Origin of the sequence: Mycolicibacter sp. MU0102 (assembly GCF_963378105.1) — a bacterium.
Classification (GTDB): domain Bacteria; phylum Actinomycetota; class Actinomycetes; order Mycobacteriales; family Mycobacteriaceae; genus Mycobacterium; species Mycobacterium holstebronense.
Genome location: NZ_OY726398.1, coordinates 1,691,291 through 1,717,511, shown reverse-complemented (window position 1 = coordinate 1,717,511; position 26,221 = coordinate 1,691,291). Strand labels below are relative to the sequence as shown.

The window sequence follows — 26,221 nt, the reverse complement described above, 5'->3', positions numbered from 1 at the left end:
CCCCATGTTGATCAGCACTTCTCTGTTTCCGCACAAGCACATTCGCACCTCTGCGATCTACGCGCTGCTGACGATCGGCGCGCTGATCACCCTGGCGCCCTTCGGGCTCGGGCTGTTGACGTCGTTCACCCCGGCGCGCCAGTTCGCCACCGGTTCCCCGCTGTCCTGGCCGCACCCGCCGACGCTGGACAACTACGGCGATCTCGGCGGGGCCGGATTCGGCCGGGCGGCGGCGGTTACGACATTGATGACGGCGGTGATCGTGGTGGGACAGTTGAGTTTCTCGGTGCTGGCCGCCTACGCGTTCGCGCGACTGGATTTTCCCGGCCGCGACAAGTTGTTCTGGGTGTATGTGGCGACCCTGATGGTGCCGGCCACTGTGACCGTGGTGCCGCTGTATCTGATGATGGCGCAGCTGGGTCTGCGGAACACGTTCTGGGCGTTGGTATTGCCGTTCGTCTTCGGGTCGCCCTACGCGATCTTCCTGCTTCGCCAGCATTTCCGCACCGTCCCCAATGATCTGATCAACGCCGCGCGACTGGACGGAGCCAACACCCTGGACGTGATCGTGCACGTCATGTTGCCGGCCAGCAAGCCGATCCTGGTCACGCTCGGGCTGATCACGGTGGTCTCACAGTGGAACAACTTCATGTGGCCGCTGGTGATCACCAGCGACGACAAGTGGCGGGTGTTGACGGTTGCCACCGCCGCCCTGCAGTCGCGTTACAACGCGCAGTGGACGCTGGTGATGGCGGCAACCACGGTGGCGATGATTCCGCTGATCGTGCTGTTCATGGCGTTCCAGCGCCGAATCGTGCAGTCGATCGTCGTCACGGGAATCAAGTGAGCCGGCCACGGTTCTCCACCGTGTTCGCTGCGGCGGTGGTTGCCCTGGCCGCCCTGCTCGGCGCTGCCGCGGTGCTGCTCGACGGAACCGCGAACCGGTCGGCGGCCGGCACCACAGTGGTGACGGTACGACTGTGGGACGAACAGGTAGCGAACGCCTACCGACACTCGTTCGCCGCGTTCCACCGCGCCCACCCCGAGATCGAGGTGCACGTCAACGTCGTCTCCTACGGGACCTACTTCGACACGCTGCGCACCGATGTCGCCGGTGGCGGCGCCGACGACATCTTCTGGCTCTCCAACGCCTACTTGGCCGGCTACGCCGACAGCGGGCGGCTGATGAAGATCGATGCGGCGGGCGCGGATTGGGAGCCGTCGGTGGTCACTCAGTTCACCCGTGACGGCACGCTGTGGGGCGTCCCGCAACTGACCGACGCCGGGATCGCGGTGTACTACAACGCGGATCTGCTGGCCGCCGCCGGGATCGCTCCCGCGCAGCTGGAGCAGCTGCGCTGGGATCCCCAAGGCACGCACGACACTCTGCGGCCGCTGCTGGCCCGGCTCACCCTCGACGGCGCCGGACGCAGCGCCAACTCCCCCGGCTTCGACCAGCGGCGCATCCGGCAGTGGGGCTACAACGCCGCCAACGACCCACAGGGTATCTACCTGAACTACGTCGGCTCTGCCGGCGGAGTGTTCCAGCGCGGCGACGACTTCGCCTTCGACAACCCGGCGGCGATCGGCGCCTTCGGTTACCTGGTGCAGCTGATCAACAACGACCATGTGGCACCGCCGGCCTCGGAGACCAACACCAACGGCGACTTCTCCCGCAATCAGTTTCTGGCCGGAAAGATGGCGCTGTTTCAGTCCGGCACCTACAACCTGGCGGCCGTCGCTGAGCAGGCGGCGTTCTCCTGGGGGGTGGCGATGCTGCCCGCCGGGCCGGTCGGACGAGTCAGTGTCACCAATGGGATCGCCGCCGTCGGCAACGCCGCATCGCCGCGTCCCGCGGCGGTACGGGAAGTGCTGGCCTGGCTCGGCAGCCGCGACGGCAACACCTACCTGGGGCGCCATGGGGCGGCGATACCGGCGGTGCTCAGCGCACAACGGGTCTACTTCAACTACTGGGCGCAGCGCGGGGTCGACGTCACACCCTTCTTCGCAGTGCTCAACGGACCCCGCATCCCCGCCCCGGGCGGCGGTGCGGGCTTTGCCGCCGGAAACCAGGCCATCAAGCCCTATTTCGACGAGATGTTCCTCGGCCGCTCCGACGTCGACACTGCCCTACGCCAAGCGCAGGACGCCGCGAACGCGGCCGCACGCCGGTAGCTGCCCGGCGGTCGAACGTGCTCACAGGTGTTGGCGCGGCAGGTCATTGCCGTAGCTGGGGTTCTCGTCGTTCAGATCGATCACCCAGCACTTCTCGGTCGCCGGCAGGTACAGACCTCGCGCGCCCAACATCCCGCGCATAATCCGGCACCGGGTGAAGGTGTTGTCGGGGCTGATCGGACCATCGCAGAGCATCCCGAACGGCTCCGCAGCGCAGCCCGTCGTCGGAGGGACTGCCTCCGCCGGTGACCGGCTGACCATGACGCCGGCCGCAACGAGACCGCACGCCGCGATGGCGGCGGGCATCCGGTGGTTGCGGATTGCAGGTGACATGGCGCCCTCGTCACCCACTGTAGAACGCGCCCACGGCTTGGGCTATCACGGTTTTCAGGCAGCGGCGGTCCCCGAGATTGCAACCATGCAGGAAAAAGCCGGAAATTACCTGCGTGCCTGCAATCTCGGTGTCAGGGCGCCTCTCCATCCCCGCGATCTCAGCGCGCGGTAGACACGTTCGACCACCTCAGCTGGCCGATCCTCGGCGATCACCTTGATGTTGAGCCAACCCAATTGCGGCAGCTTGCGCTGGCGACGTTCACCACGGACGTACTCGCGGCGATCGGTACGGTGCTGGTCCCCGTCGTACTCAGCGGCGACGCGGAACGCTTCCCACCCCATGTCGAGCATCGCAAACAGGTGACAGTTGATGTGCACGGGAATCTGCGTCGTGGGCACGGGTAATCCGGCGTCAAGGAGCAGGAGTCGCAACCACGTCTCCTTGGGCGACGCCGCACCGCCGTCGACGAGCGGCATCAGTTCCCGAAGCTGCCGCAATCCCCTGGCGCCTGGATAGCGATCGGCGAGCAGCAGAACACGCTCGACCGCGAACGGGGTCGCCCGCGTCAACGCATCCAGCCGGGCGAGGGCTTGCCCGCGCGGTAGGTGACGCGCTAAGTCAAAAGCGGTACGTGCTGGAGTGGTCACCGGAAGGCGCCCGACAAAGGTCAGCTCGTCGTCGGCGACGGCCTCGTTGCGCGTGATCACCCCGCTCGGTGGCCGGCCGTTACGCAGCAGCATCTCAACAACCGTGTCGTCGTGGACCCAGCGCGCTCCATGCAGCGCGGACGCCGCGACACCGGCGATGACGCCACGACGACGCGACCAGAGCCAGGCTCCGCCGACGCGGTCCCGCAATGACGGGACCGTCTGGTCAGCGGGAAGGTAGACGTCGGGGAAAATCCGCCGGCACCGGCGTCCCAGCCGATCGCGAGATACTGCACCCGCGGCGACGGCTTCGCTACCGAGAAATGCCTTCATACCGCGCAAGGATGCTCGTAGGCACCGACAGCTCGCCGAGATTGCAGCCATGCAGCACAATCGGGCAAGAAACTCGCGTGAGTGCAATCTCGCGGAGGAGGCGGCGAGTTCAGGCAGCGGCGGTCAACACCATCAGTTCAACAGCCACCGCCGCGCCGCACATCACGGCCACCACTGCCAGGGCCACCAGGTCGGACAAGCCCGGCCGCGCCGGCGACGCCGAAATCTGGCCGGTGCCACCACGAGCGGTGATCGCGTCCCCCATCTCGTCGGCCCGGCGAAGAGTCACGGTGATGGCCGCAGTCATCAGATCGACGGCTTCGCGTGCCCAGTGGCGCCGGCGTTGCCGCCGGGTCCACGGCTGGAACCGGGGCCGCAGGCGCCGCGCGGCGTAGAGCACCCGGAACTCATCGACCAGCATCGGGAAGGCACGCAGCGCCAGCGCCAGCGCCACCGCCCATTCGTCGACGGGAATGCGAAGCAGCCGCAGCGGTCGCCCCAATGTGGCCACCGCGGGAGCGATCTCCGCGACATTGGTGGTCCACGACACCATCGCGCCCAGCCCCAGCAGCACAATCGATAACGCGGTGATCCGCAGGAAGTACAACAGCCCGCCCAGGCCGGCCGGGTCGCCGCCGGACATGGCCGCGGTCCCGCCGCCGACCAACAGCAACACCCACAGCCAGCGGGGTACCGAGGGCAACGCACCCCGAGGGATGCGAGCAACCCTGGCCGCGACGAACACCAGCAGTGCCACCGCACCGATCGTCACCCAGCCGGGATAGAAGGTCAGCAGTACCGAGATGCCGAAGACCACGATCAACTTCGTCCCGGCCCACAGTCGGTGCATGGCGGAGTCGCCGGGAACCGGCCGCAGCAACACCACCGGCCGAGGGGCGCTGCGCGCCTCCCCCGTCACGCCGCACCTGCCGGCGCCGGCACCAGTACACCGTTGTGCAAGTGCAGCGTCCGCGGGCACAACTCGCCCAGGCCGGCGAAATCGTGCGAGATTACCACCACCGTCAGGCCACTCTCGCGCCGCAGATCCTCCAGCAGTCGCAACAAGCCATCCCGGCTGGCGGCGTCGAGGCCCGCCAGCGGCTCGTCGAGGATCAACGCCCGCGGCGACCGGGCCAGCAGGCCAGCCAGCACCAGCCGGCGCATCTGACCGCCGCTGAGCTGGTCGATGCGCCGTCCCGCCAGCGCCTCGTCCAGGCCGACGGCGGCCAGGGCGGCGCTGACCCTGGCGTGGTCACGCGGTGAAAAACCCGCAGCCGAAGCCACTTCCTGACCAACATGGCTGCGCATCAGCTGCAGTCGCGCCGCCTGGAACGACAGCGCGACAGCCCCCACCTGCTCGTCGGCGGGCCGGCCCCCGAGCAGGCAACGGCCGGTGGTCGGCGTTGTCAGGCCGGCCATGATCCAGGCCAGCGTGGACTTGCCCGAACCATTGCCGCCATGGATCAACAAGCCGTCGCCGTCGCCGACGCTGAAGCTGATGTCCCGCAGTGCGGTCTTGGCCCACGGCGTTCCGCTGGCGTATTCGTGCCCCACGCCGGACAACTCGAGCACCGGCGTGCCCTCGTGTCCCGGTAGGTGTTCGCCGGGCGCGGCGGGGACCTCGGCGGTCTCCACCATGGCGGTGTTGTCGCGGGACCCGGACAGGTCGATGGTCCGGTCGGCGCTGCCGGCCTCGTCGTTGTAGTGGGTGATATGCACCAAGGAGGTGCAGCGCCGGTCAGAGCGCCCGGCCAGCTTCGACAACAGCCCCAACAGCGCCTCGCGTCCTTGCGAGTCGACCATGCTGGTGACCTCGTCGGCGATCAACAGTGCGGGTTCGCGGGCCAGCGCCGCCGCCACCGCCAGCCGCTGCAGCTCCCCGCCGGACAGGCCGCCGGTGTCGCGTTCGGCGAAGCCCGCCAGGCCGACCTCGCCGAGCAGCCGCTCCACGTCGGTGCTGTTTCCCGGCGGCAGGCCCCACACCACGTCGTCGGCGACCCGGGTGCCCAGCACCTGACTCTCCGGATGCTGCATGACCACGGCGGTGCCCCCGGGCGCACCAAGACCCACCGCGCCGGGGCGCTCAACGGTGCCCGCGGTGGGGGCCCGCCCGGCCAGCAGCAGCATCAAGGTGGTCTTGCCCGACCCGTTGGCGCCGGTGATCGCGACGTGCTCACCGGCGCCCACTTCCAGGCTCACCGGCCCGAGGGCGTCATGGTCGGACTGCGGGTAACGGAACCGCACCTGATCCAGCCGGACGGGGACCGGCGCTACCGGACCGCTCTCGGCCAGAAGGTCCAGTTTGTGTACGTCGGGCACCCCGCGGAGACGGTGCAGCACTCGCGACAACGCCCACCACCCGAGCAGCGAGACGATCATGACGCCGATAGTCATCTGGGCCAGGATGAGCCACTGCCAGTAGTGCAGCAGTGCGCCGAGAAATCCGTTCAGGTCCTGGGCGGCTTGCTGGAATTCCGGCAGCGGAATCCGCGCCATAGCAGCCGCAACCCCGTGCACATTGGCGGTGATCGCGTCGAAGATCAGGTGGCGCAGCCGGGACAACACGGTCAGCGCCAGCACCATGGCGGTGCCGAAGATGGCGCCGGCCACCGCGGAGGCCACGACCACGGTGGGCAGGCCGCGGCGATGGCGCTTGATGACGCCGGTCAAGCCGCCGATGTAGGCGCTATTGACCACAGTCATAAAGCCGCCCATGCCGGCGATCAGGAACGCGATAGTCGCGGCGGCGACGGTGGCGGCAATCAACACGCGAATCCGGTAGCGGTAAGCCAACAGCCCCATCGGCACCGTGCCCAGCAGCGCCAAACCCGCGGCGAAGGGCACCACGACAGCGATGATCGCCGTCGCCGCGCACAACGCCGCCATCACAGCGGCCTGCGCAATCTCGAAGGACTGCATCGACCGCGCCCGGACTCGGTTTAGGCCCTGGCCGGTCTTGGTCACCCGTCGATTCTGCCAGTCGCTCGGACCGCCCCACGCTGAGCGGACCGAGCTGTTCCACTTTCGTGCACGCATGTGAAATACTTGCCCGATGGTAGCCCCCGCCCAAGCCAGCCTTGGAGCCGATTTGCTCAGCGTTGTCTCGCGGCTCAACCGGCTCGCTACCCAACGAGTCGCGCTGCCCATTCCGGGGGCACAGGCCCGACTGCTGTCCACTATCGAGGACCTGGACGTGGCCCGGATCTCCGACCTGGCGGCGGTGGACCACTGCTCCCAGCCGACGATGACCACCCAGGTGCGCCGACTCGAGGACGCCGGCCTGACCACCCGCACCCCCGACCCGCTCGACGCCCGAGCCGTACTGATCCGGATCACCAACAAGGGCGTCGAGACCATGGCGCGGGTCCGCCAGGACCGGGCGGCCGCGCTGGACCCCGAATTGGACCGGCTTTCTGCCGAAGACCGCCAGACGCTTGCCGACGCGGTCGACGTGCTGCACCGATTCCTGGCCGAAGCCGGCCCGACCCGACCGGTCCGCTAACGCCGGGCGCTGGGGATCGGCGCCATTGAAACCGCGCCGATCGCCGATCGATCTAACAACCGCAATTCGGCTGAGAAGTTTCCAGCTTGAGCGCCTTTTCGAATATGCTCAACAGCGGCATCGGCCCGAAGCGATCCTAGGCCTCCTGCGGCCCCCGCGGCTCGCCCACTGGGCTGCCGGTCTTCGGGGGAAGGACATCGTGGCGGATAGATTGGCGCTGGTCACCTCAATCGCCGCCCAACTGATGGCCACCACACCATCGACGGCCGCCGCGGTCAGTGAACGTGTGCTGCAGACGTTGGTGGAGCAACTCAACGTCGACGCCGGATTCCTACGCCACAACGACCACGAGATCAGGGCCTCGAAGCTGGTGGCCGAATGGCCGCCGCGCCCGGACGCCCCGGAGCCCGACCCTTTGGCGGTCGTATCCTTCACCACCGCTGATCCGGTCTTCACCACCTGTGCGCACGGCAAGCGGGTGGCGGTCATCCGGCCGGAGCCGGACGAGTCCGGCTATGTGCGCCAGATGTCGAGGGACCATTCCATCGAATCACTGTCAGTGGCCACCGCGCCGCTGATCTCCGGACCGGTGACCATCGGCATGCTGGGCCTGGTCAAGTTCCGCCGACCCAAGTGGCGCCCTGAAGAACTCAACACGATCGAGGCGATCGCGTCGCTGTTCGCGCAGTTGCAGGCCCGTGTCGCGGCCGAGGAGCGGCTGCGTTATCTGGCCGACCACGACGACCTGACCGGCCTGCACAATCGTCGCGCGCTGGTCGCGCACCTGTCCGAGCGCCTCGTCGCCGGCAACCCCGGCCCGGTCGGCGTCTTCTATATCGACCTTGACCGGCTCAAGCCGATCAACGACTACCTCGGTCACGCCGCCGGCGACTGGTTCATCCAGGACTTCGCCCGGCGGCTGCGTGCGTACGCCGGAAACCGGACCATGGCGGCCCGGATCGGCGGGGACGAATTCGTCGTCATCCCGGACTGGCCGATGTCGATGGCCAGCGCCGAGACGTTCGCCGACCGGCTGCAAGGCGCGCTGCGCGAGCGGGTGGAGATCCAGGGCCACACGGTCAACAGCACCGTCAGCGTAGGCGTGACGGTCGGTCTGCCCGGGGAAGACACCAGTGCCGGTCTGCTGCACCGCGCCGACGAGGCGGTCTTGGCCGCAAAACGTGGCGGCGGCAACCAGACCGTCAGCTCCACCGACGACATGTCCTTGAAGAGCTTGTTCCGCAAGGACATCGAACTGCACATGCAGGGCAAGATCGACGACGAGTCGTTGCTGCTGTACTACCAGCCCGAGGTCGATCTGTGGAGCGGCGCCATCGTCGCGGTGGAGGCGCTGGTGCGCTGGCGGCATCCCACCCGCGGGTTGCTGTTGCCGAGTTCGTTCATCAGCATCGCCGAGTCCGCCAACCTTGCCGATGATCTGGGCCGGTGGGTGATGCGCACGGCGTGCGCAGAATTCAGCCAATGGCAGACCAACGGCGTTCGGACCAATGCCACCCTGCGCGTCAATGTCTCGCCGGTCCAGTTGGCTGCCCGCGGTTTCGTCCAGAACGTGGTGGAAACCATCAACGAATTCGGCCTGCGGCCCGGTTCGCTCTGCCTGGAGATCACCGAGCGGGCGGTGGTGCAGAACATCGAGAACACCCGTCGAACCCTGGCCGAACTGCGCGAAGCCGGGGTGCAGATCGCCATCGACGACTTCGGGACGGGCTACGCCGTCTTGTCACACCTGAAGGACCTGCCGGTCGACACCCTGAAGATCGATACCGTGTTCGTGCGCGAATTGGGCGTCAATCCGGGCGATCTCGCAATTGTCCGAGCGATCATCGCTCTGGCCGAGGCCTTCGGCCTGCAGGTGGTGGCCGAAGGCGTGGAAACGTCCGCGGCCGCGCTCACCTTGATGCGGCACGGCTGTCACCGCGCGCAGGGATTCCTGTTCTCCCGCCCGGTGCCGGGGCCCGCCGCCGAAGCAATGCTGGCGTCACGCTGGATGGCGATGCCTTTCCTTGCCGACAGCCAGGCTTTGGTGATCTGACAAGAACATCGCCCGGTAGAAAGTGGCACGCAACCGCACCCCCGTCTGCCTGCCGGCGAGCGCTGCAGTCGGTGCGGTGCACCAATGCGGCTCGGCGAGCGGCGACACACGGCGATGCGGACCCCTCAAGGTGCCCCGGGCGAAGCTTCGGGAGGAACTCGCCGGCCTCGGCGCGCGCCGCAGCGCGCCCGATCCGTACAAACCAGCTCCTCGCATAACCGGAGATAGTACATACCTTTTGGATGGTGTTCAATCCATACAAGACTGTGGGTCATATCACGTCGGCTGCCTATGTATCGCGCGTGCCGCGGTCACTGCCCGGCGGGGCGAACCCTGCCCACGCCGTGCGCGGCGCCCGTCATAATCAGACACATGGAGCGACGGCGGAACGCGCAAACCCCTCTGGCACCGATGGACACTCTGCGGCAGCTGCCGGCCCTGGTCGCGCTCGAGCGGATCCCCGTTCCGGTGCTCGCGATCGCCGACGACGGCACCATCTTGTTCGCCAACAGCGGGTTCGCCGCCATGCTGGGCTACACCCAAGAAGAGGTGCTGGCCCTGGCGTTTCGGCAGATCTTCGGCCAGGTTCCGCCGGCCGAGGAATCGGCCCTGTCGGTGATGCATTCACTGGCCAATCTCGTTGTCTCCCTGGAACATCGGGACGGCTCGACGGTGCGTGCCCTGATGAGCAAGTCAGCGCTCGAACGTGCCGATGACCGGGTTGCGCTCGCCACGTTCCAAGACCTCACCGAGCAACTCTGGTTGGAGGAGCGCTAGCGCCGTCAGCGCTCGGCGGACGACGCGCCGTCACTGCCGTTCTGATAGCGCAGCGCGTCGCGCGCTAGGAACTGCCGGAAATACGGCAGTGAGTCGGCCACCACGATCGCCGGCAACAGCGTCTCCCACATCCGGGTCACCCGACCGATGCTGTCACCGGCGTAGTGAGTCAGCAGCCAAGTCCCGAGCATCGCCGAGGTGATCGACTCGGCAACTTGGCGGGCATCGAGTTCCTCGCACAGGTCGCCCTCGGCGATCGCGCGCGCGGTCTGGGCGGCGACCGCATCCGCCCATTCGCCGCCGACCTCAGCCCCCAATTCGCTGGATTCGGCGAGTGCGAAGACCAGATGACCCGCGGCCCGCGCCTCCTTGTCGACGGACAACAACTCCGTGACGGCGAACATGCCGTGGATCATCCCCTCCAGGGCGGGCGAGGACGGCTGGCACATGCTCCGGAACGTGGTCAAGACCGTGGCGAAACCGCCCTCGATGATCGCCGTCACCAACGAATCCATCGAGTCGAAGTGGTGGTACAGCGCTCCCTTGGTCACCCCGGCCCGCTCGATGATCGCGGTTCGCCCGGCAGCGACGTAACCGGCCTCGCCAAAGACGTCGATGGCCGCATCGAGCAGCTTGCGCCGAGTCGCCTCGGACCGGACCTGGCGCGCCATCAGCCGGCCTCCCCTTCGGGCACCGCCGACTTTGCCGCCGCCGTGGTCTTGACTGCCAAGGCAGTGCGCCGACGGACGAACTGAACGAAGTAGTCGATGCGATCGGCAGGCACCACACTGGGCAGCACAACCGACCAGACCCGCTCCAACTCACGCAGGAACTGTTCGGGCTCATCAAGATTGCCGGCCTGTCGCAAACCCAGGTACAGCGCCACCATCATCCGGGCCACATCCTGCGGATCGCGGTCGAGGACGTCGCCTTCGGTGATCGCCCGCCCGGTCACCACGCCCAACGCCTGAATCGCATTGTTGAGCACGGTGGCCTGCAGCCCCTCGGCGCCGCCGACCACCGGCAGCAGGTGCAGCATTGCTCGGGCACTGTCACTGGTGAGGTCTTCGACCGCCATGAGGTAGCCCACGTCAAGCAGCGTTTCCAAGCCGGAAAGCTTGCGGTCCACCAATGCCCGAATCGCTGTACCCGTCTTCGCGAGTTGTTCGTCGATGACGGCCAAGGCCAGAGCGTGCTTAGAGCGGAAATGGAAATACATCGCGCCCTTGGTCAATTCCGCTTCAGCCAGAATGTCGTCGAGGCCGACGTCGTGAAAGGGCCGCTGGGCGAACTGATGCGCAGCGGCACGGATGATCTGCTGGCGCGTCGCATCGGCGCGCCGGTCGGTCGACTCAGCCAACGCGTGATCTCAGCCTCGTCGCTGACCAGCAGTCGTACCACACCCGGGTTACGGTATCAGCCGAATGATGAAGTTGACTCATTTCTATACTTGAAATCGTCATTCACCTCTGATGACATTCTGAAAACGCCAATTCCGTGATGCCAGATTGTATTCGGTCTGCTTGGGACTGTCGCGTCGACGATCACCGTTGTCCGGCTAGTCGGCGGGTATCGCGAAGGCGACGAACTGGGTCACCTCGCGCGGTGAGAAGTTGTCGTCACTGACCAGCACCACGGTCTGCCGGCCATCGGACAGACGCGGGCCCAGCGTCAGCCCCTCGATGTTGTCCAGCGGGTCCAGCCCGGGTGTGGTGGACAGGTCGGCCACCAAAGTCTTGGCCATCGGAGTCACGGCTGCACCCGCCAGCGCCGGCATGCCGAGCACATCGGTGGCACCGGTGATCTCGGCGCGAAACAGACGCACCGTCGGACGGTCACTGAACGCACGCTCGATCACCAGGAACGCGGTGTCCGACAGGGCCACCAGATCGGTGAGGCCGTTGGTTCGGGCCGGTCCAGAGGTCTCCGCCGCAGGCTCCAGCGGGTAGGCGTACTGGGCGACCGGAGCGTCGGGGCTGGCGTCAGCGTCGAGACGGTAGGCGGTGATGCGTGTCAGCGCGCCGTGGTCGCGGTCCGGCAGCGGGCCATCGTCGTACCCGGGGCCCTCCATCGCGGCGAACAGCATTCGTCCGTCGGCGGTCACCGTCAGGCCCTCGAGGGTGGTGTTGCGGCGCGGCCCGGTGGGCTGCGCCGACATCGCCAGCTGCGGCGGCATGGCGAACTGGCCGAGGTAGCTGCCGTCCAGCCCGGCGGTACGCACCCACGGGTCGGCCAACACCGCACCACGTGGGCCGTCGGTGCGCCGCTCCCCCTCTGAGGACCAATACAACCGCTGCCGACCGGCATCGAACGCGATGCCTTCGGGGTCGGGCGGTATGACCGGCGGCGTCGCATCGAAGGCCTGCGGCGCAAACGGGCGCCCGCCGGAGTCCAACAGCGGGTTCATGGCAATGATCGCCACCCCGTCGACGCCGCGGTCGGACACCGAGAGCCGCACCGTGTAGAAGCGGGCCGGCCCGTGGGCCGAGCGGTCGTCGCTGATCACGTAGTAGCAGTCACGGCCGGGGTCGTAGCTGATCCCGGACAGCCCACCCACGACGGTGCCGGCAAACCTGGTGTTCGGCGCCAGTAGAGCTTGGCCGAGGTACTGCAGTCCGGCTGTCGCCGTGGGAGTCTGGCACGGCGCACAACCCGCCAGTGCAGCACCGCCGGTCAGCAGCACCCCGCACAGCGCCGGCAACCGGCTCCACTTCCCACGCACATCCGTAATCTAAACCCGGTTTACCGGCGGCCCCGCCTGGATACGGTGCATGAGGTGACCACTTCCGATGCCCTGCGCGACACCTTGGACGGCCGCTGGCGGACGGTGAAGAACCAGATCCGGGCCACTTTGTGCGATGAGAAATTTCGTCCCCACTACACACCGAACACGGCGATCGCCCGCGCCAAGGTCGCCGAACAACTCAGAATCATGGCCGGCTCCGGCGTGGCGGCGGACAGTTTCCGCAAGGAACACGGCGGCACCGGCGACGTCGGCGCCGCGATCACCATGATCGAGATGTTGGCCATGTCGGATCTGTCGCTGATGGTCAAGGCCGGGGTCCAATGGGGGCTCTTCGGCGGCGCAGTGGAGAACCTGGGCACCGAGCGCCACCACCGCGCCTACGTCGAGCAGATCATCGACCTGGACCTACTCGGGTGTTTTGCGATGACCGAGACCGGTCATGGCAGCGACGTGCAGTCGCTGGAGACCACCGCCACCTACGACTCGGCAACCCAAGAATTTGTGATCGACTCCGCTACGGGATCGGCACGCAAGGACTACATCGGCGGCGCCGCCGAAACCGCCACCGTTGCGGCGGTTTTCGCCCAGCTCACCACCGACGACGAAAACCACGGCGTGCATTGCTTCCTGGTGCCGATCCGCGACGCGCAGGGCAACGATCTGCCCGGCGTGACCACCTCGGACTGCCACTACAAGGGCGGTCTTCCCGGGGTGGACAACGGACGCATTGTCTTCGACCACGTCCGGGTGCCCCGGGAGAACCTACTGAATCGCTATGCCGATGTGGAGCCCGACGGCAGTTACCGGTCGTCGATCGAGAGCGATGGCCGGCGGTTCTTCACCATGATCGGCACCCTGATCCGGGGCCGGGTCTCGGTGGGCGGCAGCGCAGGCGCGGCCGCCCGAGTCGCCCTGGACATCGCCACCCGGTATGCGTTGCAGCGCAGGCAGTTCAGCGCCCCGAGCGACGACGGGGCGAAACACGAGGTGCTGATCATGGATTACCTGGTTCACCAGCGTCGCCTCTTCCCGCTGATTGCCCGCTCCTATGCGCTGCAGTTCGCTCAGAACGAGCTGGTGGGCCGCTGCCATGATCTGCAGACCGCCGACGAGCCCGGCGCCGAAGAGCAGCGCGAACTGGAGGCACGAGCGGCCGGGCTCAAAGCGGCCAACACCTGGCACGCCTCCCGGGCCATCCAGGAGGCGCGCGAGGCCTGCGGCGGCGCCGGCTACATGGCCGAGAACCGGCTGATCGCATTGCGCGCCGACATCGATGTATTCACCACCTTCGAGGGCGACAACCATGTGCTGACGCAATTGGTGGCCAAGCAGCTGCTGACCAGCTACGCCGATGACATCGCCGACATGAGCCCGGTCGGCTGGGTGCGGTTCGCGGCCGAGACTGTCGGGGATCGGGTGCTCAAACGCACTGCGGCCGAGACGATCATCCAGACCATCGTGGACGCCAGGCAGGACAGCGAGGAGGAGGGCAGCCTGTTCAACCGCGGCACCCAGGTGCACATGTTCGAAGACCGCGAGGAATACCTGCTGACCTCGGTGGCACGGCGGCTGAGGGCCAAGTCCCAGGAGATGAGCGACTTCGACGCCTTCAACGCGGTCCAGGACCACATGCTGCATGCGGCCACCGCACACATCGACCGAGTCGTGCTGGAGGCGTTCGTCGCAGGCATCGATTCCTGCCCCGATCCCGAGGCCCGCGAATTGCTGGAGCTGGTGTGCGACCTGTACGCGCTCAGCGTCATCGAGGACGACAAGGCCTGGTACATCGAGCACCGGTATCTGTCCACCGATCGGGCCAAGGCCGTCACCCGCGGCATCAATGACCGCTGCCAGAAGCTGCGCCCGCACGCGCAGACTCTGATCGACGGGTTCGGCATCCCCGAAGAATTGCGGTACGCCGAAATGCTGCATCCCGAACACTTGTCGGTACCGCCCGCCGGTGCGTCCACCGGGTAGCCGGCTTTAGGCTGTCTGGACCCCAGACCGAACAAAGGAGTACCTCTCATGGCGTGGTTCCTCGCCCTGAATGCCACCCCGACCAAGGGCGTGCAAGCGCCCACCTATGAGCTGCACGAAACCGCTGATCTCGAGCGGATCACCGAGGAGCTGGCCACCTTCGCGGCCACCGACCGGGCCGTGGCAGTTCCCGCCGTCTTCAACAACGGCCGCCAGATGGTCACCGTGTACGTGCGCCCGGCTGCCTGGGGCGCGTGGGCGATCTACGAGCTCAGCGAAGAAGAGCGCCGCGAGATGATGGCCAACAACCCGCTGGTCAACGCGCTCGCCCAGGCCCGTGCCGCCAAGCAGCAGGGGGCGCAGTCACAGCAAGTGCCTGGGATATTCGCACCGCAGCAGCCGCCTTCGCAGACGGGTCCGTCGGTAATTCCCCGGCTGGACTAACGCCGGTCTCAAACGTGGCTCCCCCGGGTGGACTCGAACCACCAACCCTCCGGTTAACAGCCGAATGCTCTGCCAATTGAGCTACAGGGGATTGCTGTCCTCGCGGACTTGCAAGACTCTAGCGCATACCGAAACCACCGCTGTGCAACGGGGGTCGCACCCGGCCCCCGTTGCACCGCGTGAGGCAGGATGGAAGCACTGCATCGACTGTTCTAAGGGGCCGCATTGATCGGGTATGTCGTGGTGATGGGGGTCGGCTACGTGATGGGCACCAAAGCCGGCCGCCGCCGCTACGAGCAGATTGTCGGCACGTATCACGCGGTGACGAGCAGCCCGGTCGCCAAGGCGCTGATCGACAAGGGACGGCGCAGCATCGCCGACCGAATCCATCCCGATTCGACGATGGTGACGCTGACCGAACTCGAGGACGGTACGTCGATCGTCACGCCGGTCGAGCCCGAAGACGACCGCTAGAACACTGCAGCGGCAGCGGGATCTGTTGTCCCCGGCGCGTGCATGAAGTCGATTACCTCTCACGTCATGGTGGAGGCCTCGCGCCTGGGGAAGACTTGCCCGCGTGACGACGACCCGAATGCCTGCCCCGGTCCCGTTCGGTGCGATGCTGCGGCAATGGCGCACGCATCGGCGGGTCAGTCAGCTCGACCTGTCCAACGAAGCCGCCATCTCGACCCGCCATCTCAGCTTCGTCGAGACCGGGCGTTCCCAACCGAGCCGGGACATGGTGCTTCGCATTGCCGAGCACCTCGACGTCCCGCTGCGGGACCGCAACCGACTGCTGCTGGCCGCCGGCTTCGCCCCGATCTACCCCGAACACGGCCTGACCGCACCGGAGATGGCTTCGGCCCGGGCAGCGATACGCGAAGTGCTCGCCGCCCATGAGCCCTACCCTGCGCTGGCGGTGGACCGGACGTGGAATGTGCTCGACGCCAACGCCGCGGTCGGCGTGCTCACACAGGTCGTCTCCCCGGCTCTGCTGGCCGAGCAGCCGCTCAACGCACTGCGCCTGACCCTGCACCCCGATGGCATGGCACCGCACATCGGCAATCTCTCCCAGTGGCGCGCCTTCGTGCTCGGCGGCCTGCGCCGCAGCGCCATGGCACGCGCCGACGACGAGATGCTCGCACTGCACGACGAGCTGGCCGCCTACCCGCACGACGATCCCGGCGACCCGCTTACGCCACCCCCGCCGAGCACCGTCTACGTACCGCTCCTGCTGCGGGTCGGCGAGACTGAGCTGTCCTTCCTCGCCATGATCGCGACGTTCGGCACCGCCGTGGACATCACCTTGTCCGAACTCGCCATCGAGTCGTTCTTGCCCGCCGACGCCGCCACTGCCGCGTACCTGGGCGCCCCGCGACCACTACCTGAGACGTAATCGACACCCGCGGCCTGCTCGGTGATTGTGGGAGATGCCCAGGCCGGAAGGGTCCGGCCAGTCAACTCAAGGAGGCACACCATGAGAGCGTTCGAGGACTTGGCACAGCGCTACATCGAGGCGTGGAATGAGAGCGACCCGACCGTCCGCCGCGCAGCCGTGGACGCATTGTTCAGCGCCGACGCCAGCTTCGTCGACCCGCTGGCGGTGGCCGAGGGCCCCGAGGCGATCGACGCCACCATTGCCGCTGTACAAGAACAGTTCCCAGGGTTCGAGTTCCGCCTGGTCGGCCCGGTCGACGCGCACCATGACCAAGCCCGGTTCCGTTGGGAACTCGGCCCGGCTAACCAGGAAGCGCCGATCGTCGGGTTCGACGTGGTCCTGACCGACGGGACTGGCCGCATCCACAAGGTGCTGGGATTCTTCGACAAGGTCCCCGCTGCCGCCTAGCGATCCCCCGCCGCGCGTACGGAGACGGCCGGTCAACGGTCGGCTCCGCACGCACGGCGGGTCAGGTAGTCAGGCGGTGCCGATCACGCCTGACCCGCTGCACCCGACCTCCGGCCGGGCTTGCGATCAGGCGGTCAGATCGTCGCCGCTGGCCTGCTCCAACAGGCTGCGGCGGTAGGTCTCCATGGCCACCAGATCGCCGAAGAGCGCGTGGTATTCGTCGCTGTTCTCCACCGGTGACATGCGCTGCAGTTTGGATTTGACCTCGGCGATCTGTCGGCCCACCCACACCTCTTGGAGGCGGGCCAGCACGCCGCCGATATACCGCGGCAGCTTGTCTTCGTCGACGCGGATCGCCTCCACACTCAATTCGTGGATCAGCGCGGTGGTCAGTGACGAGGGCGTCTGCTCGCGCACCGTCTCGATCCACTGCGCGCCGCCGGCGCCGGCCACCCCGGCCGTCCCCCCTGCCGTATCGATCGCCGAGCGCACCGCGGCATAACCGGGGTGGGTGAAGCTCTCCACCGTCAGGGTGTCAAATACCGGCCCGGCCAACGCCGGGTACTGCAGAGCCGCTTTGAGCGCCTCACGCTGCGGCCACAGCGTCGGATCGGTCGGGTTCGGTCGGGCGACCGCCGGCTGTTCGGCAGGGCTGGCGGCCGCACGAGATGCCTGACGGTCCCGGGCCGGTCCGCTGTCCCTGGTATCGCCCTTGGCTCCCTTGGTCTCGTTCTTGGCCTGCGCGCGCACCCGGCCGATCACCTGCGCGACGTCGTCCCAGCCGACCCAGCCGGCCAACTGGCGCGCGTATTCGTCGCGCAGCGTCGAGTCCTTGATCGCAGCGACCATCGGCACGCAACGGCGCAGCGCAGCGACCCGGCCCTCGGCCGTCTCCAGGTCCATCTCGGTGAGGGCGGTGCGCACCGCAAACTCGAACAGCGGGGTACGGCGTGCCACCAGATCGCGCAACGCCTCGTCGCCGTGCGCCAGGCGCAGATCGCACGGATCCATGCCATCGGCAGCGACCGCGACGAATGACTGTCCGGCCAGCTGCTGCTCACCCTCGAGCGCCTTGACCGCGGCGGCACGGCCCGCCGCGTCGCCGTCAAAGACGTAGATCAGTTCACCCCGAAAGAACTTGTCGTCCATCATCAGTCGGCGCAGCATCGCCAGGTGCTCATCGCCGAAGGCCGTACCGCACGAGGCGACCGCGGTGGTGACGCCCGCCAGATGCATCGCCATCACATCGGTGTAGCCCTCGACGACGATCGCCTGGTGTCCGCGGGCGATGTCACGTTTAGCCAGGTCGAGGCCGAACAGCACGTTGGACTTCTTGTAGAGCGTGGTTTCGGGGGTGTTGACGTACTTGGCCTCCATCGGGTCGTCGTCGAACAGCCGACGGGCGCCGAACCCGATCACCTCCCCCGCCGACGAACGGATCGGCCACAGCAACCGGCGGTGGAATCGGTCCATCGGACCGCGGCGTCCCTCCCGGGACAGGCCCGCGGCCTCCAATTCCTTGAACTCGAAGCCCTTGCGCAGCAGATGTTTGGTCAGGCCGTCCCACCCCGACGGGGCGAAACCGCAACCGAACCGCTCGGCGGCGGCGGCATCAAAGTTTCGCTCGGTGAGATATTTTCGCGCCGGCGCGGCCTCGGGGGTACTCAGTGCCGCGGCATAGAACTCGGCAGCCGCCGCATTGGCGGCGATCAGCCGGCTACGGCCGCCGCGCTCGCGCTGGATGTTGGTGGCCGACGCGCCGGTGTAGGTGATGGTGTGGCCGACCCGGTCAGCGAGCAGCTCGACCGCCTCGACGAAGCTGGCGTGCTCGATCTTCTGCACGAAGGCGTAGACGTCGCCGCCTTCCCCACAACCGAAGCAGTGGAAGAGGCCGTGGTTGGGCCGGACGTGGAAGGACGGTGACTTCTCGTTGTGGAACGGGCACAGACCCTTCAGCGAGTCCGCGCCGGCGCGCCTGAGCTGCACGTAGTCGCCGACGACGTCCTCGATCTGGACACGTTCGCGGATGGCGGCGATGTCGCGATCGGAGATACGGCCTGGCACTGGGTCAGTCTAGAGCGCGCCGTCTGCCTAGCCCCCTGATGCCGGCACTGCCCATGCTTTAATGACGGGTCAACTGCTGCGTCAGGGGCGTGAATGAACTCGAAACGGGTCTGGTTGCTGACCCTTGTCGCCGTCGCCGTGCTCACCGCGGCCGCGGTGACAACCTGGCTGGTGCTGCCCGACCGGTCGCGTAGTGCGGCCGGCGTCACCGGCGAAACCGTTAAGCAGGTGCTGCTCAACGGCACCGAGCTGACCGCGATGCTGGATCAGCCCTTCACGACTGTCACCGGCCCGCCGTCCTACGGTGGCCTGGAAGCCATGGACGACTCGGCAACCCCCGGCGACTGCGTCGGAGTCCTCGACGTCGCGCAGCGCAGCGTATACGCATCCGCCCCGGTCCAGAGCTACGCGCGTGAGACCTGGATCGACCCCGAGCCCGCCCGCGACGGCTTCAAGCCGCTCGACACCCGGGTGATGTTCGTCAAGGAGGCCGTGGTCGCCCTGCCCACCGCCGCGGACGCCCAGCAGCTGTTCGAGAAGTTCACCGAGCAGTGGAAGCACTGCGACGGGCAACCGGTCAACGCAGCCGACCCGGACACTGCCGGATCACCGCACCTTCCCGGTACCGAAATGCACATCACCGACGTGCGGGTCACCGACGATGTCCTGGCCGCATCGATCGTGCTCGACAAGAGCCCTAAGGCGCCGGACACCCGCGCCATCGGGCTGCAGGACAACTGCATCGTCGGAGTCCTGATCGCCTTCACCGGAACCGAGAACGCCAGTGGTTCCGGTGACCCGCAGACCAGCAGCACCGATGTCGTGCGGGCGATGATGGGCAAGGTCGCCAAGCTCAGCTGAGTTCGCCCACTACCCCGCGACGAGACGTTCCAGCCGCCCCTCGGTGCACGACGCGATCTGGTCGACGATCACCCGCAGCCGCGCGTTGTCGTCGGCCGCGGCGTTGAACGCGGGAACGAAGATCGGGTCCAGGCTCTCCGGTGCCGTGGCGAGCAACCGGTGCGCGACCTCGTGCACCTGCTCACGCTGGGCGGCCTGAATCCTGCGGTGCTGGTCCGACGATATGATGAACTGCACCGCAAGGGTTTTCAGCACAGCCACTTCGGCTCGCACCAGTTCAGGCACTTCGAGGTCTGCCTGGTACCGGGTCAGCGGCCCGGGGCCGGCGGCATCGTGGGTGGCGGTGATCGCCGCCGAGGCGAAGCGTCCGACCAGTTCGCTGGTCAACCGTTTGAGTGCCACCGACGCCGACAGCGTCGCGTCGTAATCACCCACCGCAGCCACCACCGGCAATTCGGTGAGCCGGCGAGCCGCCGCGGCCAGATCGTGCACCCCACGCGGGTCACCCAGACGCGTCAGCTCGGCCACGGTCGATGCATCTGCGAGCACCCGCAGGTCGATCCGGCCGGAAATGACGCCGTCTTCAACGTCATGCACCGAGTAGGCGACATCGTCGGCCCAGTCCATGATCTGCGACTCCAGACAGACGCGACCCTCCGGCGCGCCCCGGCGCATCCAGTCAGCGGCATCCCGGTCGTCGTCGTAAAAGCTGAACTTGGTCCGTATCGAGCCGTCCGCCGCGCGACGGAACCACGGATATTTGGTGACCGCATCCAGCGTCGCCCTGCTCAGATTCAGGCCCGCACTTGCACCGTCTGGCCCCAGAACCTTGGGCTCCAAACTGGTCAGGATGCGGAAGTTCTGCGCGTTTCCCTCGAATCCGCCACAGCTCGAAGCGATTTCGTTGAGCGCCTGCTCACCGTTGTGCCCGTAGGGCGGGTGACCGATGTCGTGAGCCAGCCCAGCCAGGTCCACCAGGTCAGGGTCGCAGCCTAATCCGATCGCCATCCCCCGCCCGATCTGCGCGACCTCTAGCGAGTGGGTCAGCCGGGTGCGCGGGGTGTCCCCGTCTCGAGGGCCTACGACCTGAGTCTTATCGGCCAGCCGGCGCAGCGCAGCACTGTGCAGCACCCTGGCCCGGTCGCGGGCAAAGTCGGTGCGGTGCTGGCCGCCGGTTCCGGGCAGGCCGGCGGTTTTCGACGGCTCCGCCACGATGCGTTCGCGGTCGTGCGCGTCGTAGCTGTCGCAGAAGTTTGTGGCCACTGCCGCCAGTCTATTTTGACGAGACCGGAGACCACGACACGGCGGGCCGAAGTTCGGCGCCGACCGTGCGAAACCGAGTGGGCCGGTCGCAGAATTCCGTCGGTCACCCCCGATCGCATATAGATTTACCGACATGCGCATCCCCCGCCTGGCCGGCGCCGCCCTGGCGTTTCTCCTCGCAGTGCTGCTGGTAGCTCCCAGCGCTGCGGCGCAGCCTCCGATGCATCTGCCCACGTTGATCACCGACAGCGCCGGGGCGCTCTCGCAATCCGAGCGCGCCGGGGTGCAGAACGCGATCGACAAGCTCTACGCCGACCGGCACATCCGACTGTGGGTGGTCTACGTCGACGTGTTCTCCGGGCAGACCGCTGAGGACTGGGGACGCAGCACGGTGCGGCTCAGCGATCTTGGCAGCAACGACGCCTTGCTCGCCGTGGCCACCGCCGACCGCAGCTACGCCTTCCTGGTTTCCAACGGCATCTCCGAGATCAGCTCGAGCAAGGTCGACGCGTTGCGGCGCAACCAGATCGAACCGGCCCTGCACCGCAGCGACTGGGCCGGTGCGGCCTCCGCTGCCGCCACCGGCCTCGATGCCGCCGCCGCACCCACCGAGGTGAGCTGGGCGCCGATCCTGATCGCCCTGGCCGCGGTGGCGGCCGCCGGCCTGGTGTTGCTGCTGGTGGTCCGTCACCTGCGGCGCCGGCGCCGCGCCGCGGCACTGACGGCGGCCCGGCGGGTCGACCCCACCGACCCCAACGCGCTGTCCGAGGTGCCGGTGTTCGCGCTGGACGCCTTGTCGCGAGAGAAAGTCGTCGAGGTCGACAACGCGGTGCGCACCAGCGCCAACGAATTGGAGCTGGCCCTCGAAGAATTCGGCCAGGAGCGCGTGCGCCCCTTCGCGCAGGCCGTCTCCTCCGCCAAGTTCGCTATGGAGCACGCCTTCACCGTGCGCCAGCAGCTCGACGACGACATCCCCGAGACACCGGCGCAACAGCGCGACTTGCTGACCGGGGTGATCGTCACCGCCTCGAAGGCCGACCGCGAACTGGAGACCCAGCGCACCGCGTTTGAGCAGTTGCGTGACCTGGTGCTCAACGCCGGCGACCGCCTCGACACACTGACCCAGCAACTGGTCGAGCTGACCGGGCGCATACCGGCCTCCGAGCAGCACCTGGTCGAACTGCACACCGAGTTCGACGCCACCGCGCTCAGTACGGTGTCCGGCAACGTCAAGACCGCACAGGACCGGGCCGCCTTCGCCGAACGCAACATCACCCGGGCCCGCAGCCTGGCCGATCATCCGGTGACCGGCGGACAGAGCGAGCTGGTGGATGCGGTGCGGGCCGCCGAGTCGGCGCTGGGCCAGGGCCGGTCCCTGCTCGACGCGGTCGACAATGCCGCAAGCGACATCCGTCACGCCGTCGCCACGCTGCCCGAGACCATCGCCGACGCCGAGGCCAGCATCGCCCAAGCCACCGCACTGCTGCAGGGCGGGGCGGGCACGCATAAGTCCGAGCTGTTCGCTGTTCGCGATGTCGTAGTCAAGGCCGTGGCCAACGCCCGCACCTCCGGAGATCCCCTGGGGGCCTTCACCGCGCTGATCAAGGCCGACGCCGACCTGGACCAGCTGCTGGACACCGTGGCCGAGGAACGCGCGGCCGCTGAGCGGTTGGCCCGCACGCTCGAGCAGGCCCTTTTCACCGCGTCGTCGCGCATCCGCGCGGTGTCCGATTACATCGACACCCGTCGCGGCAGCGTCGGCCCAGAGGCGCGCACCCGGCTGGCCGAGGCACGCCGGCGCCTCGACGCCGCCCACGACAAGCGCACCACCGATGTCGCGGGCGCCATCACCCAGGCCAACGGCGCGGCCACCCTGGCCGCCGCGGCGCAGTCGCTGGCCAAAGCCGACGTACAGGACGCGCAGCGCGCCTACTACGGGCGTTACGGCAACGACCCCCGCGGCGGCAACGACACCGGCGCCATGCTGGGCGGCATCATCATCGGCAACATCCTCTCCGGTGGGGGCGGCGGCTTCAGCGGCGGCGGCGGCTTCGGCGGTGGCGGAGGGGAGGTTGGAGTCCGACCTCCTTCGGCGGCTCGTCTTCGGGCGGGGGCTTCTTCGGCGGCGGCGGCCGCTTCTAGCCCCCATGTTCGGACCTGTCGATGTCGCGTTGGCGGCGGCCCCGGTGGCGTGCGGGTATGCGCTGTGGGTCCGCCGGCACACCTGGGGTTCGCGCTGGGACACCAACCCGTCGCGCATCCTGGTCCTCATCGGCTGCGCGGGACTGCTCATGTCCCCGTTGGGGCCGATGCATTTCGACCCGCTCGTCCACCGGGTGTCCGGGTTGTGGAACGTCGCGGGCCTGCTCGCCGTGCTCTGCATGTTCGGCGCGGTCGCGGCCATGTTCGAGCATCTGGCGACGCGGTTGACCGACCAGGACCAAGCCCGGTTGCTGGGGCGTCGCCATGTCACGACGCCGCTGAAACTCGGTCTGCCGCTGATGGTCGTCGTGTTCTGCCTCGCCGATCGAGGGCATCCCGAGTACCTGGATGTCTTCGCACCCCGCGGCGCGTGGTTCGCGGCGTACTGGGCGCTGGTCGCCGCGCTGGCGCTGCATCTGTTCGGGCTCACCGGCCGGATATTGCTGGCCCTGCGCCACGATCCGCGTTCGACGGTTTCCGCGCAGTACTACCTGGTGTGGGTTGTCTTCAAAATCGCAGCGATCATCGCGCAGTTGACCAGCGTGCTGCTGGGCAGTGCGGTCACGCTGCCCACCTGGATCTGCGCGGGGGTGAGCACCGCCGCGTTCATCTACGCATCCGTGCTGTCTTGGCGCGCCCGAATCGACTGGTTCAAGCCGGTCCGGCCGCCAGCCCCCGAAATCGCCGGGGACTGACGTCGCCTCAGCAGCCCTTGAGGCGCACCGCCAGGTAGTCCGAGACCGCGTCGATGGCCACCCGCTCCTGAGACATGGTGTCGCGCTCGCGCACCGTGACGGCGTGGTCTTCGAGCGTGTCGAAGTCGACGGTGATGCAGAACGGGGTGCCGATCTCGTCCTGGCGCCGGTAGCGCCGGCCGACCGCGCCGGCGTCGTCGAACTCCACGTTCCAGGACTTGCGCAGCTCGGCGGCCAGGTCCCGGGCCTTCGGCGACAGGTCGGCGTTGCGGCTCAGCGGCAGCACGGCGGCCTTGACCGGCGCGAGCCGCGGGTCGAGCCGCAGGACGGTGCGCTTGTCCACCCCGCCCTTGGCGTTGGGGGCCTCGTCCTCGTGGTACGAGTCGACCAGGAACGCCATCAGCGAGCGGGTCAGGCCGGCTGCCGGTTCGATCACGTACGGCACGTAGCGGGTGTCGGACGCCTGGTCGTAGAACGACAGGTCCACACCGGAATGCTCGGAGTGCGTGGTCAGATCGAAGTTGGTGCGGTTGGCGATGCCTTCCAGCTCACCCCACGGGTTGCCGGTGAAACCGAACTTGTACTCGATGTCGGTGGTGCCGGCGGAGTAGTGCGACAGCTTCTCGAGCGGGTGTTCGTAGAGGCGCAGGTTCTCAGGCTTGATGCCCAGGTCGATGTACCACTGCAGGCGCGCGTCGATCCAGTACTGGTGCCACTCCTTGGCCGTGGACGGCTCGACGAAGAATTCCATCTCCATCTGCTCGAACTCACGGGTCCGGAAGATGAAGTTGCCGGGGGTGATCTCGTTGCGGAAGCTCTTGCCGATCTGGCCGATTCCGAATGGCGGCTTGCGACGTGCCGTGGTCACCACGTTGGCGAAGTTGACGAAGATGCCCTGTGCCGTTTCGGGGCGCAGGTAGTGCAGGCCCTCTTCGGACTCGATCGGGCCCAGATAGGTCTTGAGCATCATGTTGAAGTCACGGGGCTCGGTCCACTCGCCCTTGGTACCGCAGTCCGGGCAGGAGATCTCGCTCATCGGCACGTCATCGGGGTTGCCACCCTTTTTGAGTGCCACCGCTTCCTGCATGTGGTCCTGCCGGTGCCGCTTGTGGCAGTTGAGGCACTCCACCAGCGGGTCGTTGAACACCGCGACGTGACCGGAGGCCACCCACACCTGACGCGGCAGGATGATCGCGCTGTCCAAGCCGACGACGTCGTCGCGGGACGTCACCACGGAACGCCACCACTGGCGCTTGATGTTCTCCTTGAGCTCCACCCCGAGTGGGCCGTAATCCCACGCCGACTTTGTGCCGCCGTAGATTTCGCCCGACTGGAAGACCAGGCCGCGTCGCTTGGCCAGGTTGGCAACGGTGTCGATGATGGACGCCACGAGGGGGTGCACTCCTGTCTTGACGGGACCGCGCCGGCAACGCCGACACGCAAAACATCAGTCATCGTATCGATACCACCGACGTTCTTTGACATGCGTCATCACGCATGGAACAGTGGAAGCCAGCTGAAAACGATTTCCAACACGTGCGGAGGTGATGCTGTGTCCTCCTCAGCGTCTGGTCTGGTGGCCGACGGCCACCAACACACCGGTCCCGCTTTCCCCGCGACACCGCCGCGGGAGATCCTCGACGCCGCCGGGGAATTGCTGCGGGCGCTGGCCGCTCCGGTGCGCATCGCGATCGTGCTGCAACTGCAGGAGTCGCACCGCTGCGTGCACGAACTGGTCGACGCGCTCGGAGTCCCACAGCCCCTGGTCAGCCAGCATCTGAAGATCCTCAAGGCCGCCGGGGTGGTCGCCGGAGAACGTTCCGGCCGCGAAGTGCTCTACCGGCTGGCCGATCATCACTTGGCGCACATCGCCATCGACGCAGTGGCCCATGCCGGTGAGGACCGTTGACCGCCCCCGGCGTGCGCTCCACCCGGCAGCGGGCGGCGATCTCGGCGTTGCTGGAGACCGTCGAGGACTTCCGGTCGGCCCAGGAGCTACACGACGCGCTGCGTGAGCGCGGCGAGAACATCGGACTGACCACCGTCTATCGCACCTTGCAGGCGATGGCCACGGCCGGCCAGGTCGACACGCTGCGATCCGACACCGGCGAATCGGTATACCGGCGCTGCTCGGAGCATCACCACCACCACCTGGTGTGTCGGGACTGCGGAGCCACCGTCGAGGTGGGCGACCGCGAAGTCGAGGAGTGGGCGGCGCGCATCGCCGCCGAGCACGACTACTCCGACGTCGGGCACACCATCGAGATCTTCGGTACCTGCGCCGACTGCCGGAAGTGATCCC

Annotated in this window: 24 protein-coding genes, 1 tRNA gene and 1 pseudogene; 15 read left to right on the top strand and 11 right to left on the bottom strand. The window is 67.5% G+C overall.

Going from position 1 to position 26,221, the window contains the following annotated elements; all coding sequences use genetic code 11:
* Positions 1 to 4: 4 nt before the first annotated feature.
* The gene (locus RCP37_RS08000) at positions 5 to 847 is read left to right on the top strand and encodes a carbohydrate ABC transporter permease (RefSeq protein ID WP_308486366.1); all 843 of its coding nucleotides are present in this window, start codon (positions 5 to 7) and stop codon (positions 845 to 847) included.
* Positions 844 to 2,175 (top strand): ABC transporter substrate-binding protein, encoded by a 1,332-nt coding sequence (locus RCP37_RS07995; protein ID WP_308486365.1) that lies wholly within the window; start codon positions 844 to 846, stop codon positions 2,173 to 2,175. The genes RCP37_RS08000 and RCP37_RS07995 overlap by 4 nt, the downstream gene beginning before the upstream one ends.
* A gap of 21 nt (positions 2,176 to 2,196) precedes the next feature.
* Here the strand turns inward: RCP37_RS07995 and RCP37_RS07990 are convergent, their stop codons facing one another.
* From RCP37_RS07990 to RCP37_RS07975, 4 genes are all read right to left on the bottom strand, one after another.
* On the bottom strand, positions 2,197 to 2,508 hold the full coding sequence (locus RCP37_RS07990) for a CDGP domain-containing protein (RefSeq protein ID WP_224976191.1): 312 nt from the start codon (positions 2,506 to 2,508) through the stop codon (positions 2,197 to 2,199).
* A gap of 105 nt (positions 2,509 to 2,613) precedes the next feature.
* Positions 2,614 to 3,489, bottom strand: coding sequence for a type IV toxin-antitoxin system AbiEi family antitoxin (locus RCP37_RS07985; protein WP_224976958.1), 876 nt, complete (start codon positions 3,487 to 3,489; stop codon positions 2,614 to 2,616).
* A gap of 109 nt (positions 3,490 to 3,598) precedes the next feature.
* On the bottom strand, positions 3,599 to 4,339 hold the full coding sequence (locus tag RCP37_RS07980; protein ID WP_308486989.1) for a CbiQ family ECF transporter T component: 741 nt from the start codon (positions 4,337 to 4,339) through the stop codon (positions 3,599 to 3,601).
* A 65-nt stretch (positions 4,340 to 4,404) separates the two neighbouring features.
* The gene (locus RCP37_RS07975; protein ID WP_308486988.1) at positions 4,405 to 6,408 is read right to left on the bottom strand and encodes an ATP-binding cassette domain-containing protein; all 2,004 of its coding nucleotides are present in this window, start codon (positions 6,406 to 6,408) and stop codon (positions 4,405 to 4,407) included.
* 133 nt (positions 6,409 to 6,541) lie between these two features.
* Between RCP37_RS07975 and RCP37_RS07970 the strand changes: the two genes are divergently transcribed.
* From RCP37_RS07970 to RCP37_RS07960, 3 genes are all read left to right on the top strand, one after another.
* Complete coding sequence (locus RCP37_RS07970) at positions 6,542 to 6,991, top strand: MarR family winged helix-turn-helix transcriptional regulator (RefSeq protein WP_308486364.1); 450 nt, start codon at positions 6,542 to 6,544, stop codon at positions 6,989 to 6,991.
* Positions 6,992 to 7,235: 244 nt separating this feature from the next.
* Positions 7,236 to 9,044 (top strand): putative bifunctional diguanylate cyclase/phosphodiesterase, encoded by a 1,809-nt coding sequence (locus RCP37_RS07965; protein WP_308486987.1) that lies wholly within the window; start codon positions 7,236 to 7,238, stop codon positions 9,042 to 9,044.
* A gap of 411 nt (positions 9,045 to 9,455) precedes the next feature.
* Complete coding sequence (locus RCP37_RS07960) at positions 9,456 to 9,821, top strand: PAS domain-containing protein (protein ID WP_224976190.1); 366 nt, start codon at positions 9,456 to 9,458, stop codon at positions 9,819 to 9,821.
* A 5-nt stretch (positions 9,822 to 9,826) separates the two neighbouring features.
* Here the strand turns inward: RCP37_RS07960 and RCP37_RS07955 are convergent, their stop codons facing one another.
* From RCP37_RS07955 to RCP37_RS07945, 3 genes are all read right to left on the bottom strand, one after another.
* Positions 9,827 to 10,492: a TetR family transcriptional regulator gene (locus tag RCP37_RS07955; RefSeq protein ID WP_308486363.1), complete on the bottom strand. Its 666-nt coding sequence runs from the start codon at positions 10,490 to 10,492 to the stop codon at positions 9,827 to 9,829.
* The gene (locus RCP37_RS07950; protein ID WP_308486362.1) at positions 10,492 to 11,181 is read right to left on the bottom strand and encodes a TetR family transcriptional regulator; all 690 of its coding nucleotides are present in this window, start codon (positions 11,179 to 11,181) and stop codon (positions 10,492 to 10,494) included. The genes RCP37_RS07955 and RCP37_RS07950 overlap by 1 nt, the downstream gene beginning before the upstream one ends.
* A gap of 198 nt (positions 11,182 to 11,379) precedes the next feature.
* A complete protein-coding gene (locus RCP37_RS07945; protein WP_308486361.1) occupies positions 11,380 to 12,543 on the bottom strand; it encodes an esterase-like activity of phytase family protein in 1,164 nt (387 codons plus the stop codon).
* Positions 12,544 to 12,597: 54 nt separating this feature from the next.
* Here RCP37_RS07945 and RCP37_RS07940 point away from each other — a divergent pair, with 54 nt between their 5' ends.
* Together RCP37_RS07940 and RCP37_RS07935 are read left to right on the top strand one after the other, a co-directional pair.
* Positions 12,598 to 14,544, top strand: a complete 1,947-nt coding sequence (locus RCP37_RS07940; RefSeq protein ID WP_373693122.1) for an acyl-CoA dehydrogenase family protein — start codon at positions 12,598 to 12,600, stop codon at positions 14,542 to 14,544.
* Positions 14,545 to 14,592: 48 nt separating this feature from the next.
* A complete protein-coding gene (locus RCP37_RS07935; RefSeq protein ID WP_224976188.1) occupies positions 14,593 to 14,988 on the top strand; it encodes a hypothetical protein in 396 nt (131 codons plus the stop codon).
* 15 nt (positions 14,989 to 15,003) lie between these two features.
* Here the strand turns inward: RCP37_RS07935 and RCP37_RS07930 are convergent.
* A tRNA-Asn gene (locus RCP37_RS07930) sits at positions 15,004 to 15,079 on the bottom strand.
* A 134-nt stretch (positions 15,080 to 15,213) separates the two neighbouring features.
* On the opposite strand from RCP37_RS07930, the gene RCP37_RS07925 reads away from it, so the two are divergent.
* From RCP37_RS07925 to RCP37_RS07915, 3 genes are all read left to right on the top strand, one after another.
* Entirely contained in the window at positions 15,214 to 15,462 is a 249-nt protein-coding gene (locus RCP37_RS07925; RefSeq protein ID WP_308486359.1) for a hypothetical protein, read from the top strand.
* 103 nt (positions 15,463 to 15,565) lie between these two features.
* On the top strand, positions 15,566 to 16,384 hold the full coding sequence (locus RCP37_RS07920) for a helix-turn-helix domain-containing protein (RefSeq protein WP_465270686.1): 819 nt from the start codon (positions 15,566 to 15,568) through the stop codon (positions 16,382 to 16,384).
* Positions 16,385 to 16,465: 81 nt separating this feature from the next.
* A complete protein-coding gene (locus tag RCP37_RS07915) occupies positions 16,466 to 16,834 on the top strand; it encodes a nuclear transport factor 2 family protein (RefSeq protein WP_308486358.1) in 369 nt (122 codons plus the stop codon).
* 126 nt (positions 16,835 to 16,960) lie between these two features.
* On the opposite strand, the gene dnaG is transcribed toward RCP37_RS07915, so the two are convergent.
* Positions 16,961 to 18,898, bottom strand: coding sequence for a DNA primase (gene dnaG, locus RCP37_RS07910; protein ID WP_308486357.1), 1,938 nt, complete (start codon positions 18,896 to 18,898; stop codon positions 16,961 to 16,963).
* 93 nt (positions 18,899 to 18,991) lie between these two features.
* Between dnaG and RCP37_RS07905 the strand changes: the two genes are divergently transcribed.
* On the top strand, positions 18,992 to 19,759 hold the full coding sequence (locus RCP37_RS07905; protein ID WP_308486356.1) for a sensor domain-containing protein: 768 nt from the start codon (positions 18,992 to 18,994) through the stop codon (positions 19,757 to 19,759).
* 9 nt (positions 19,760 to 19,768) lie between these two features.
* Here the strand turns inward: RCP37_RS07905 and RCP37_RS07900 are convergent, their stop codons facing one another.
* On the bottom strand, positions 19,769 to 21,022 hold the full coding sequence (locus RCP37_RS07900) for a deoxyguanosinetriphosphate triphosphohydrolase (RefSeq protein WP_308486355.1): 1,254 nt from the start codon (positions 21,020 to 21,022) through the stop codon (positions 19,769 to 19,771).
* Positions 21,023 to 21,155: 133 nt separating this feature from the next.
* On the opposite strand from RCP37_RS07900, the pseudogene RCP37_RS07895 reads away from it, so the two are divergent.
* Positions 21,156 to 23,164 (top strand): annotated as a pseudogene (locus tag RCP37_RS07895) (TPM domain-containing protein).
* Positions 23,165 to 23,169: 5 nt separating this feature from the next.
* Entirely contained in the window at positions 23,170 to 23,919 is a 750-nt protein-coding gene (locus tag RCP37_RS07890) for a hypothetical protein (RefSeq protein WP_308486354.1), read from the top strand.
* Positions 23,920 to 23,926: 7 nt separating this feature from the next.
* Here the strand turns inward: RCP37_RS07890 and RCP37_RS07885 are convergent, their stop codons facing one another.
* Positions 23,927 to 25,309, bottom strand: coding sequence for a glycine--tRNA ligase (locus tag RCP37_RS07885; protein ID WP_308486353.1), 1,383 nt, complete (start codon positions 25,307 to 25,309; stop codon positions 23,927 to 23,929).
* A gap of 162 nt (positions 25,310 to 25,471) precedes the next feature.
* On the opposite strand from RCP37_RS07885, the gene RCP37_RS07880 reads away from it, so the two are divergent.
* Both RCP37_RS07880 and RCP37_RS07875 read left to right on the top strand, forming a co-directional pair.
* Entirely contained in the window at positions 25,472 to 25,828 is a 357-nt protein-coding gene (locus RCP37_RS07880) for an ArsR/SmtB family transcription factor (protein WP_308486352.1), read from the top strand.
* On the top strand, positions 25,825 to 26,217 hold the full coding sequence (locus RCP37_RS07875; protein WP_308486351.1) for a Fur family transcriptional regulator: 393 nt from the start codon (positions 25,825 to 25,827) through the stop codon (positions 26,215 to 26,217). The genes RCP37_RS07880 and RCP37_RS07875 overlap by 4 nt, the downstream gene beginning before the upstream one ends.
* The last annotated feature ends 4 nt before the right edge of the window (positions 26,218 to 26,221 follow it).